The sequence below is a fragment of the Candidatus Woesearchaeota archaeon genome (assembly GCA_027858315.1).
Taxonomy (GTDB): Archaea; Nanobdellota; Nanobdellia; order Woesearchaeales; family UBA583; genus UBA583.
This window is the reverse complement of the sequence record JAQICV010000096.1, coordinates 1-11,420: the sequence shown is the minus strand read 5'-3', so window position 1 is coordinate 11,420 and position 11,420 is coordinate 1. Positions and strand designations below refer to the sequence as shown.

Here is an 11,420-nt window from a genome sequence, read left to right as displayed (position 1 = left end):
TAGCCACTATATACCATGGTATGTTAGTGTTTGAGAGTAAAAACCAAGTATTCGAGTTTACTACAAATAAACAATCAAAAGTCTATACTTTAGATGATAGTACCTACTTAATAAAGTCTAATATAAGTAGTATGAAATTTACACTTAGACCGCTAGTATAGTATCAATGCTCACTAGGATTCTACAAAAATAACAATTATGTAGATTGCCTCGGTGGGCTTTTAAAATAAAGGGAGAAGATTATGACAGAAGAACAAATAGAACAAGAAAAGGAACTAGCATTAAGCTATTACTCACAAGAAGATGGAAACTTCTATAGATTACTATTCATGTGTACTGAAGAGCCTAATGGAATAGAGTTACCACTACCAGATGGATCAATAATATCCTATGAAGATGGAATTATATCAGAACTCTTAACAGGAAATAGAATATTTAATTACTATATGGAAGAAGATACAAGAGGTGTTTTAACAGAAGTGGAACAGTTGCCTCAAGGTAGAAAAGAGATAGTAAGACATACCAATATCTTTACAGCAACTCAATGGAATAGATTTTCATGTGATCCTAATACTTATATAACAGACTTAGGAGAAGAATTACACTTTTGTTTGAAAAAACCAGAGCCTACATATGAAGGTAAAATTATTAAAATAGTAGATCCCTATGGAGAGTGTATAGAATTATAGACTATCCATTTAGTACTATATTACTAAGAGGGAGCTTATATACTAATGATAACCAACAATAAAGAACTAGATAATTTACAAGATAAAATTGACGATATCATAAATCATCCTCCAGATGATCTTGATTACATATCAAATCTTAGAAATGATATAAACTTTTCTGAAGTAGAATTACAGGACTTAAAGTCAGCCTTTGGTAAGATAATGAACAATGATAAGTTATCAGATGAAAAGAAGATGGATTATACAGCTAATTCTTGGAAAGTCTCCTTTAAAGAGCGTCCACCCTCCGTGGCTGAATTTTTAACCCATGAATATATTGGAGGTACCGCTGATAATCTATTCCCCTATATGAAAGGAATGATGGAAGATTTTTTTGATATAAAGAACCCCTACCGCCACTTAATCTTGGCATTACCAATTGGAGTTGGAAAGTCAATGTTAGCAATGTTAATATTAGCTTATATCAGTACCTACTATGCATTATTAAGAAATCCAAAACAGTATTTAAACCAAGCTTCACATGCAATGATGACTATAGCAATAATGGCTATCTCCCAGTCTAAGGCTGAGGAGATTACAACTAGACCACTACTTAATCTTCTTGGTAACTCTGAGAAGTTTAAAAGATGTAAAACAGAGGAGCAACTAGAGAGATATAAATTAGAATATCCTTCAAATATTTGCTATACAACAGCTTCTACTAAAGGTAGTATATTTAGAATAGATGATTTGTACTTTAAACAAGTTTCCCAAGTTTCAGATTTACTAGGACTTAATATCCTAAGTTCAACTTGTACTGAGATATCATTCTTTAAGGAAGCTGGTAAAGGCTGGACAGATGAAAAGGTAATGAGATTCTATACAGATTTAAAAGGTAGAATGTACTCTCGTTTTCAAAATAATTGGTTAAGTCGCTCAATATTAGATTCATCTCCTAACACTATGGAAGATTCAATCACACAATATATATATAATGATGCATATAAAAATCCAGAAAACCTAGTATTACAAGGTGCAAAGTGGGATTATCAGATATGGCAGTTCCCTATTTTTGAGAAGGATAGAACTAAGACATTTCCTGTTTATCTAGGAACAGCTTCAAGCCCTCCTAAGATATTACAACCTTCTGAAGTAGAGTTATTTGACCCCACTGAAGTAATGGATTTTCCTAATGATATTAGAGTTTTAGCTGAGGATAGTCTTACTAAGTGTATTAAAGACTATGGAGGTAGACCTTCTGCTGTAGCTGAGAAGTTAGTAAATCTTAATCATATAGAACCACTATTCTCTCCTCAATTAAAAAACATTTATACATATATAAACGCACCTGCTAATTTACCTCCTGAGGGTTTAATTTGGAATAAGATTAAAGATATATTTTTCTATAAAGCACAAAATGGAAAATATGAATTCTACAGAAATCCTAATGCAAAGAGATATGTATCTGTCGATCAAAGTTATGTAACAGACTTTACAGGAATAGCAGTATCTCATGTAGAAATAAATAAACAAGGTGAATTAGTCTATATAACAGATATGGCAATTACTATAGCACCTACTAAAGATAAAATTAACTTGGAAGCTATTAAGTTTTTTATTAGAGATCTAAGAAGAGAGGGAACTATGAATATTTCAAGAGTATCCTTTGACCAGTTTCAATCTCAACCAACTATTCAATATTTAGAATTACATGGATTTAATGTTGAAAAGTTATCTGTTGAATCAACTACTGAACCTTATATAAATTATCTAGCTCTTATGTCTAGAGGGTGTGCTAAAATGGGAAAATCTTTAATCATGAAAAACAACTTAAAGAGTTTGATAATGTCTAAGACTAAAGGTGGAAAACCTAAGATTGATCATTCTAATGGTGATGTAGTAACAGACTTAAATAATATAGATTGGGATACGTCTAAGCTAGGATATAACATGAACGACCTTTCCGACTCCGTAGTAGCTTCAGTTCATCTTTGTAGTATATACGGTTCAAAGGCTCCATCTTATATCTGGGAAGAAGTAGAAAGCATGGAAGAAAGTATGAAGAATAAAGAGCAAAAACTACATACAAGTATACTAGAAAACTATAAGCTAAAAAGAAGGACAGCTACTTGACTTTAGTTAATATTAATTATACTATTAGTTAAGGATATAAAGATGACTTTCGTAAATAAAGTAGTAAGAGGACTAGAATCTATCAATAATATTGATGAGTACATAACTTGTTGGCATTTACATCCTACTATATTTAATTATGAGCTTCATGAATATCTTGGAATGACTTCTGAGGAGTTTAATAATTATATTTCAGATAAGAGTTCTTTAGAAACGATAATAAACAATAGGAGAAGGAGAAATAAATATGAGCTTATGGAGTAGAATCTTCAAAGGAAGATACTATTTTGCATTTCTTGTACAGTTTGATGAACATCATAATCCATGTATTTGTGGAGATAGTATAAAGAACTTAGATTGTGTAGTTGTTGAAGCGTATACTTGTAAAAAGGCAGAAGAAGAAGCATTTAGAATTATAGAGGGTAGATATCCAAACTATGAAGGTTATATACAATATTATTAGAAGGAGAAGATAGAAACAATGAAAGACAAAGTAGAAGAGAAAGTAATACTCAATGGAGTAGAGACTACTAAAGAAGAGGTAGATAACTTAAAAGAGTCTACATCTAGTGACAAAAATACGACAGTTGTAGAGACTGGTAAAAATCAATTCGCAACGAGGTTACATGACTAATGAATAATTTTAAAGTAGCAGTCTATAAAGACTTAGGAAAAGCCGTAAAAAGATTTGATGGAATATGTATTGCAATTTCTGGTATATATTGTTATTGTGTAGAAGTTGGTTCAAGTGATATTGTAAAAGTTTCATTTGATAGAGTTCGTTATATATGGGATGATGTAAAAGCTAAGAAGTAATATAATAAGGGAGGTACTTTGAAAACAGAAGAAGAGAAGATTATAGGTGAGTTGAAAAACTTAACCGATTTAAAAGAGAGCGAGATAGCCTCCGTATTTAAGCACTTTAGTAACATGCTATGTATTGGAAACTACTATAATGGAGAAGACATCACTATTCCTTACTTTGGTACTTTTAAGTTGAAATTTGAAGGTGACAATGAAGAGCGTAAAGCTCAAGTTACAGGATTCTTTAATCTACATGAGGATATAAAGAGAAATGTTGGAATTGTGGAAGATTTTAGAAAAACAGGTGATGAGAGTAATCTATTAGATTTAGATTGCTATAAACTAATAAGGGATAATGTGAGAGTTGCATTGAAAGATGTAGGGAATAGTTAAGAATGATTAGTAATTATATACCCTGTGATAAATGCGATAATGGATTTATTGATAATGAAGAAGAGATGTCAACAACTAAGTGTGATTGCCTTCTTCACTATCAGAGAGAAACCAAGCTAAAGATATTGTTAGATAAAGCTAATATCCCTATTAAACTTAGTAGCAATCCTGAAGCGGTCACACTACTAGATTATTCTATAGAAAAAGATTATGTTGGAGATGATAAGCAAGGTAATATAGTGAAGATTGGAAAATACTTGAAACACTTTGAAGAAAAGTACTCAAGTCTTAACTTATACTTTGAGGGTAAACACTCCACCCAGAAGTCTACTTTAGCTAGGTATATAGGTAAAGAACTACTTAAACAAGGGAAGTCTGTACGCTATATATTAACGGATAATTTAGTAAGAATGGTTTTAGACTCTCAAAGAGATGATGATCTGAAAATAGAGGTTAATAAAATAATGAATGTGGATTGTCTTATATTAGACGAGTTTTCAACAGACAAAGTAACCGTCTATAAGTCTGCTTATCAGATACCTTTCTTAACCTCTTTTCTAAAAACTAGAATAGAGACTCTAAGACTATCGACAATCTTCTGTAGTAATAGTCCTATAGATACTTTAGAAAAAGGATTTGATACAGCTATACAGCGACTTATTAGCAGAGAAGTCCTAGATCATAGTATGCAATTTACAGACAATTTTGAGAGTAAGAGCAAAAGTTTTAAAGTAGGGACATTATGGGACTGATAAAGAAAATACTATGGTTTTTCTTAATAGACTACTATTGTAGATACGTGGAAGAGGATCTACACAATTCTAAAAAAGTGGCTGTGTATCACGAATCATGGTATCAGTGGTTTGGCATTAAGTTTAACAAAAATAGATTTATAGTTAGTTATGAGAATAAAAAAGAGGAGAAATAAATAATGGAAAATAAAGAAGCAAAAGGATATACAGATCTACAGAAGATTAGGTTCTTACTAGAAAAAATGGGAGACAAGACTAAGTTAAATGGTAGGGTACTCTCAGCACATAATAGACAATATGTATTCAATTCTGATTCGGAGTTAATTGAAGTGAGAAATACTTAATGACATATTTAGGAGGTAAAGGTAGAATAGCAAAACATATTTTACCTATAATTTTAAAAGATAGACAAGAAGCTCAATACTATATAGAGCCCTTTGTTGGTGGAGCTAATACTATTGATAAGGTTGAAGGTTTAAGAATTGGAGGTGATGCACATTTACCAACAATTTTAGCACTAGAGCAAATTAGAGATAACTTAGAAGAAATACCTAAAGATAATAAAGAGTTTACAGAAGATAACTATAAAAAATGTAGAGAAGATAGTAAACTCTTAACAAGACATGATATTTCTTTTGTAGGCTTTGCATATTCATTTGGAGCTAAGTGGTATGGTGGCTGGTGTAGAGCTAAAGACCCTTTAAAAGACTATGTAGCTATTGCTTATAGAAGTGCTGTTAAACAATCACCAAAGCTACAAGGTATTACTCTAGTACATTCTACATATGATAAATTAGATATACCATCTAATAGCATTATTTATTGTGATCCTCCGTATAGATATACTACAAAATATAAAAGTGATATAGATCATGATCATTTTTATAGTTGGTGTAGAAATAAGAAAAAAGAAGGCCATACTATATTTATATCAGAATACAATATGCCTGATGACTTTATATGTGTATGGGGTAAAGAAGTAACATCTAACTTAGATAGTACTAATAATACTCTTAACAAAGTAGAAAAACTATTTACATTAAAAGGATAATCAACAGTGTCAATCTCAAAAAAGCAAATTCCACTCTTAGAACAGCAAGTTCTAGGAGTATTACATTCTAACCTAGACTTGTTAGATACAGAGTATAATAATTACTTTGTATCTAAAATAGGAAATGCAATATTTAAGTCTCTTGTCATAATTCAAGAGAAAGATATTACACCTTCAAAGAGGTCTATATTACTACATGGATTAAAACACTTTGAGGATTTAAAATCTGATCATCTTACATTTTTAGAAGAGGATACTTATATAGCTAAAGATCTAGTAACTTATATAGAAGATTTAAAAAAGCATAAGATTATGGACGATCTTCAAAATAGCAAACTAGATGACTTGACCATTGAAGTTTCTAAGAAAAATGTTGATTTAGATAGCCTTGAAAACAGGCTTAACGCAATGCTTAATGATGTATCTACTATGAAAAGTGGTGAGTTTGATGAAGTAGAGTTTTTATCTAGAGAAGATGAAGCTAAGAAATTTAAAGACATTATTGAAGAAAGGAAGAGTGGTAAAATATACCCTTCAGGCTGTAGTTATTTAGATCAATATTTATATAACGGCAGTTTAATGCCACAAGAAATATCTGTAGTTTTTGGTAATCCAGGTTCTGGTAAAACAACCTATGTTAAAAATCTTGTAGAGCGTAGAATACTTAAAAATCTACCAACACTAGAAGTCACTTTAGAGATGTCATTAGAGAGTTCTTTAGATGCAAAAATGGCTATTAGAAGTAATACAGATAGAACTGAGTTTAGTTTTAGCAATAAAGAGGATGAAAACTTTATAGAAGATAGATCTGAAAAAATAGATAAGATTATTGAAAGGGAGCTTAAGAGATCAAAACGACATAAAAACTACTTTCAAGTCAATACCGATGTTATGTCTATACCTAAGTTAAAGAAATGTATTCTACTAGCTAAAAAGAAAATGAGTTTAAAACCCGATGAGTATATATTTGTATCAGTGGACTTAATGTCTCAAATAGATGAGTTTAATAAAGGACTAGGAGGGAGGGCTTCGCTATATGAGGACGCTATGAACTCTCTTCATGCCTTAGTTAAGGAAATTAACATACATTTACTAGGAGTTTTTCAACCTAAAAGATCAAGTGACAGAGTAGTAATAAACACTATTGAGGATACATATAAGTTAAAGATGAATACAGAGATGCTTAAAAATGCTGGAGCAATAGAGGAAAGAGCTAGATTAGTAATATCAGTATTTAGACCTTACTTTACCTTACAAAAATATAATCCAGAAGCACCTGAGCTGGATTATCTTGAGGATGTGCAAGAAATAAATATTCTAAAACAAAATAATGGAATTTTAAGTCCCTCACTCTACTATAAGTTCAATGGAGCAAAAGGTATGCTATTTTCTTATCCTACCTATAATCCTGAATTAGCTTATGACACAGATGAAGAAGATGAGGACGAAAAAGAGTAGCAATACTTGATTAAACTAATAGAGTATGTTACAATAATTAAAGAATATAAAAGGAGATAATAATGAATAAAAAGCAATCTATTACAGCCTATGAAATGTATATAGCAGAGCATACATCTAATATAGAGAAAGCCTTCAACGATTTCACAAGTCAACTAAATACTAGTGATACTATATTGAAGAATTTTACAGGTGAAAGATATGAGAAATTAGAATATAATATTGATAACCATGATAATTCGAAATGGGATAATGAGGAGTTTGCACCTTATAGAAAAAACTTCTTTCCTGTAAATCCAGAAGAGAAAGAAACAAATGAGTTTGAATCAGCATGGAATCATCACCAAAAAACTAATCCTCATCATTGGCAATACTGGTTAATGTGGTCTAAAGGTGAAACCAAAGCTTTAGAAATGTCCTATATAGCTACATTAGAGATGTTACTAGATTGGACAGCTATGGCATATAAGTTTAAAGATACACCTAGTAAGTATTACGATAAAAATAAGGATACAATGTTATTACATAAAAAAACAAGGTCTTTAGTAGAAGAGTTATTACCACTATTTACAGAACTAGCAAATGAACATAATAAAGGAGAAAATAATGAATAATGAAAAAGGATCAATAGAGCCTTTTAAGCCTGTGGAACTACTTCTAAATAAGGTTGTAGCAAGATTTTTTAGTGCTAAAAATAGGGAAAGGAACTTGGATGGGTATAGTAGATTATATCTAAGTTTTAAGTCTTTTTATAAAACAGTAATGGATTTAAATAGAGAGATTGAGAAAGGAATTACAAATAATGATATCTTAGATCAACCAAGAAAAACTCATTTTATGAGAGATATTGAAACTAAAATTGAGGCTATTCCTTCAGAGCAAGCTTTGAATAATGATGATACTGATTTAGATACTTGTGATCTTGTAGTGTTTGATATTAGCAAGATGGAGGTGGAAGATTTTAAATTTGTTAATAGCTTGAAGAAATAGTGTAAACCTAGAGACATAATAGTCTCTAGGTTTTTGTTTAAGGGGAGTATATAAGAAATTGATGAGTAAAACAAGAGAAGTTATACTAGGCGATTGGTTAGACAACGATATAGAAGATAAAAGCATTGACGTTTTAATGTGTGATCCTCCGTATTATAATGTTAAAGGTGACTTTGATTTTATCTGGGATAGTTTTGAAGAATATCTAAAAGATGTTGAAAAGTGGGCTGTTGAGTGTAAAAGGATTTTAAAAGATAATGGTAGTTTGTTTTGGTGGGGTCATGCAAAAAAAATTGCTTATGCTCAGATTATATTTGACAAGTATTTTAATTTAGGAAACTCTTTAGTCTGGGAAAAGAAGGAATGTCAAACCAAAGCTCAGGATTACGGACAGGCTCGATATTTTGCACCAATTACGGAACGTTGTTTATTTTATAGCAATGAGATTGAAATGTCAGGAAGGGAATTTATAGAAAAAGAATATATTGCCCCTAGAAACCCATATAGTAGAGAAATTTCAAAAGGAATGAAAAGGTATAATTTACGTGAAATAGATTTTAGGAAATTAAGACCTTCTAAAAATGGGAATTTAACAGGGTGGTGCAGTAATATCATATTAGGAACAAGCAACCCAACAAAACAGGATTGGGATTTAATAGAAAGTATAATTAAAAGTGGAGCTGAGTACGAATCTTTAAGAGCTGAGTACGAATCTTTAAGAGCCGAGTACGAATCTTTAAGGCGACCATTTAACAACCACTACAAACATAATGATGTAATCAAGCATAGTCAGCAAAGTAATATATCAAGATTATATGACCATGACACAATCAAACCTGTAAGTTTAGTTACTCAATTACTAGAAGTAACAACTAGAAAAGATTCAAAAGTTTTAATCCCATTCGGAGGATCAGGAACAGACGTTGAAGCCTGTATAGATTTAGGATTAAATTATACTTGCTATGAGATAGATCCAAAGCATTACGAAACAATTAAAGCAAGAGAGAAGAAGTTTTTAGGTAGAGGTTTACCTTTAGTAGAGGAATACTCATAGAATACTTGAAATAAAATCATAAACAATATACAATAAATAAAAAGGGAGAAATAATGGAAAAATTAACAGATAGTTTACGTCCTCGTAAGTTTTCAGAAATGGTAGGAAGCGAGGTAACTGTAAAAACTTTTAAAAAATACAGTAAAGACTTTAGCTTTCCTAATACAGTAATATTTGAGGGGGCCACAGGGACAGGTAAAACCTCTTTATCAGGAATAATAGCTTCACTAATAAATTGTGAGTCACCAATAAAGTCAAGAGATGGGAGTCACAATCCATGTGGTAAATGTGAAAGCTGTGAGGATATAATTTCAGAGAGGTATGCACTTGATGTAATTATGAAAGATGGATCGGACTTATTAAAAGATGGTGTACAAGCTTTAGAAGCTGAAGCTGAAAGAGGAGCTACTTATGCAAAGAATAAGATTTTCATTATTGAGGAAGTACAGCAAATAAACTCTAAAAGTGCTATTGGAAAATTGCTTAAGATTGTTGAAAAGCCTCGTAAAAACGTATATTTCATCCTATTAACAATGGATGCAAAAGCTTTATTATCAGCAGTAAAGAACTCCTCATTAGAGGATAGACTACAAGTATATAAATTTAAAGCTCAAAAGCCTAAAGTTTTATCAGACTATTTAATGAAGCAACTAGAAATATTAGATCCTAAAGAAGAAATATATCCAGACTCGTTTATAGATGTTATTACAGCTATTTCTCATAATTGTAATGGTAGTATTAGGGGGGCTGTTCAAAAGTTTCAAAGATGTTTGGATTCTGAGATCTATACTGAGGATCAACTCATAGAGGAGTTAGAGATAGTCACTGAAGAGAAACTTGAGTCATTTATCACTAAGCTATTAGAAGGCTCCGCTACAGCTCTGTATGAGCTCAGCAAAGGTGATTCTATATCAGATATATTTAATAAAATGTTCTACTTAATGGTAGACTGGAAGAAGTCCTATCTAACTAACTCTTATTATAACGGTGATTACGAAGCAAAGACAAAGTTCTTTGCATCAAATAAAAACTTTAATTCACTACTAGATACTTTTGTAGAAATAAATAGAGAAAATACAGGGTATTTTAATAATACTATTTTCTACTATTACTTATTGAAGTTTGTAGAATCATGTGGTAAAGTGGAAGTTAAGCAATCAAGTAGAAGAAAATTAAAGGATTAGTAGAAAATGAAAACACCACAACAGGTACTTGATGAATTAGGAATAGCCTATGAGATAAAAGGAGACAATCTAATCTTCACTTGTACCAATCCCAGTCACAAAGATAATCACCCATCCTGCTCAATGGATATAGAAGAAGGTTACTATAAATGCTGGGGTTGTGGTGATAAAGGTAATACTTTTACTCTATACAAGAGATTAACAGGCAACACTTTAGATTCAGGTTCAAGTTACTCTAATTATGGTGGTTATTATTCTACTACAAAAACTACTAAGAAAAAGTCTAAAGATAGAGGTGACTTTATTCTAGAAGAGGGTTCTGAATTATCTGTATTTAATAATAAAGAAGTTATGGCCTATCTTAAAAGTATAGGAGTTGTAGAGGATACGATTTATGACTTTAATATATCTTATACTAAATATTGTAAGTATAGAAGTAAGTTTACTCAAGAAGATAAAAAGTCAACTGTGTTTATGAATAGAATTTTAATTCCAGTATATAACTCAGAGGGTAATCTAATAAATATTGAGGGTCGAGCTTATAGAAAAGGAGATTTGAAAGTTCTATATCCAAAGGATGCTATATCAGATTTTATATTTAATTTAGACAACTGTAATACAGATGAGCCTCTAGTAATAGTTGAAGGAATTAAGTCTTTATTAAATATCTATAATGTGCATAAGAATGTATGTAGCTTTTTTGGAAATACCCTTACAGAGACTAAATTAAAAATGTTGAGAGATAGAGGGTTCAAAGATATTATATTAGGAATTGATAATGATAATGCTGGATATCAAATGCTAGATGATTTTGATAGGGAATGGGATTATGATTTTAGAGTTTGTACTTCAGAAATTGAGGGAGAAAATATTGGGGATCTTGACAAAAGTTTAATTAAAAGTAAAATAGACAGTAGTATAGAATATGGA

The 11,420-nt window shown here is 31.0% G+C and carries 16 protein-coding genes; all 16 read left to right on the top strand.

The features are described from left to right. The first annotated feature begins 242 nt into the window (after positions 1–242). A complete protein-coding gene (locus PF569_09380) occupies positions 243–689 on the top strand; it encodes a hypothetical protein (protein MDA3856447.1) in 447 nt (148 codons plus the stop codon). Positions 690–734: 45 nt separating this feature from the next. Continuing rightward, positions 735–2,804 carry a hypothetical protein gene (locus PF569_09375; GenBank protein MDA3856446.1) on the top strand — a complete coding sequence of 690 codons (2,070 nt, stop codon included), beginning with the start codon at positions 735–737 and terminating at the stop codon, positions 2,802–2,804. A gap of 42 nt (positions 2,805–2,846) precedes the next feature. Continuing rightward, entirely contained in the window at positions 2,847–3,068 is a 222-nt protein-coding gene (locus PF569_09370; protein MDA3856445.1) for a hypothetical protein, read from the top strand. Then, a complete protein-coding gene (locus tag PF569_09365) occupies positions 3,052–3,267 on the top strand; it encodes a hypothetical protein (GenBank protein ID MDA3856444.1) in 216 nt (71 codons plus the stop codon). The genes PF569_09370 and PF569_09365 overlap by 17 nt, the downstream gene beginning before the upstream one ends. A gap of 18 nt (positions 3,268–3,285) precedes the next feature. Then, the gene (locus tag PF569_09360; GenBank protein MDA3856443.1) at positions 3,286–3,438 is read left to right on the top strand and encodes a hypothetical protein; all 153 of its coding nucleotides are present in this window, start codon (positions 3,286–3,288) and stop codon (positions 3,436–3,438) included. After that, positions 3,438–3,620 carry a hypothetical protein gene (locus tag PF569_09355; GenBank protein MDA3856442.1) on the top strand — a complete coding sequence of 61 codons (183 nt, stop codon included), beginning with the start codon at positions 3,438–3,440 and terminating at the stop codon, positions 3,618–3,620. The genes PF569_09360 and PF569_09355 overlap by 1 nt, the downstream gene beginning before the upstream one ends. A gap of 18 nt (positions 3,621–3,638) precedes the next feature. After that, positions 3,639–4,001 carry a hypothetical protein gene (locus PF569_09350; protein MDA3856441.1) on the top strand — a complete coding sequence of 121 codons (363 nt, stop codon included), beginning with the start codon at positions 3,639–3,641 and terminating at the stop codon, positions 3,999–4,001. Between the two features lie 2 nt (positions 4,002–4,003). Next, positions 4,004–4,753, top strand: a complete 750-nt coding sequence (locus PF569_09345) for an ATP-binding protein (protein MDA3856440.1) — start codon at positions 4,004–4,006, stop codon at positions 4,751–4,753. A gap of 179 nt (positions 4,754–4,932) precedes the next feature. Further along, positions 4,933–5,097, top strand: coding sequence for a hypothetical protein (locus PF569_09340; GenBank protein ID MDA3856439.1), 165 nt, complete (start codon positions 4,933–4,935; stop codon positions 5,095–5,097). Continuing rightward, positions 5,097–5,804, top strand: coding sequence for a DNA adenine methylase (locus tag PF569_09335; GenBank protein MDA3856438.1), 708 nt, complete (start codon positions 5,097–5,099; stop codon positions 5,802–5,804). The genes PF569_09340 and PF569_09335 overlap by 1 nt, the downstream gene beginning before the upstream one ends. Before the next feature lie 6 nt (positions 5,805–5,810). Further along, entirely contained in the window at positions 5,811–7,262 is a 1,452-nt protein-coding gene (locus tag PF569_09330; protein MDA3856437.1) for a hypothetical protein, read from the top strand. Between the two features lie 62 nt (positions 7,263–7,324). Beyond that, on the top strand, positions 7,325–7,876 hold the full coding sequence (locus PF569_09325) for a DUF5662 family protein (GenBank protein ID MDA3856436.1): 552 nt from the start codon (positions 7,325–7,327) through the stop codon (positions 7,874–7,876). Beyond that, positions 7,869–8,252, top strand: coding sequence for a hypothetical protein (locus PF569_09320; protein ID MDA3856435.1), 384 nt, complete (start codon positions 7,869–7,871; stop codon positions 8,250–8,252). The genes PF569_09325 and PF569_09320 overlap by 8 nt, the downstream gene beginning before the upstream one ends. A gap of 61 nt (positions 8,253–8,313) precedes the next feature. Further along, positions 8,314–9,306: a DNA methyltransferase gene (locus PF569_09315; GenBank protein ID MDA3856434.1), complete on the top strand. Its 993-nt coding sequence runs from the start codon at positions 8,314–8,316 to the stop codon at positions 9,304–9,306. A gap of 53 nt (positions 9,307–9,359) precedes the next feature. Then, complete coding sequence (locus tag PF569_09310) at positions 9,360–10,490, top strand: AAA family ATPase (GenBank protein MDA3856433.1); 1,131 nt, start codon at positions 9,360–9,362, stop codon at positions 10,488–10,490. Positions 10,491–10,496: 6 nt separating this feature from the next. Beyond that, positions 10,497–11,420 (top strand): CHC2 zinc finger domain-containing protein (locus PF569_09305; protein MDA3856432.1); only part of this gene is annotated, 924 nt, incomplete at its 3' end.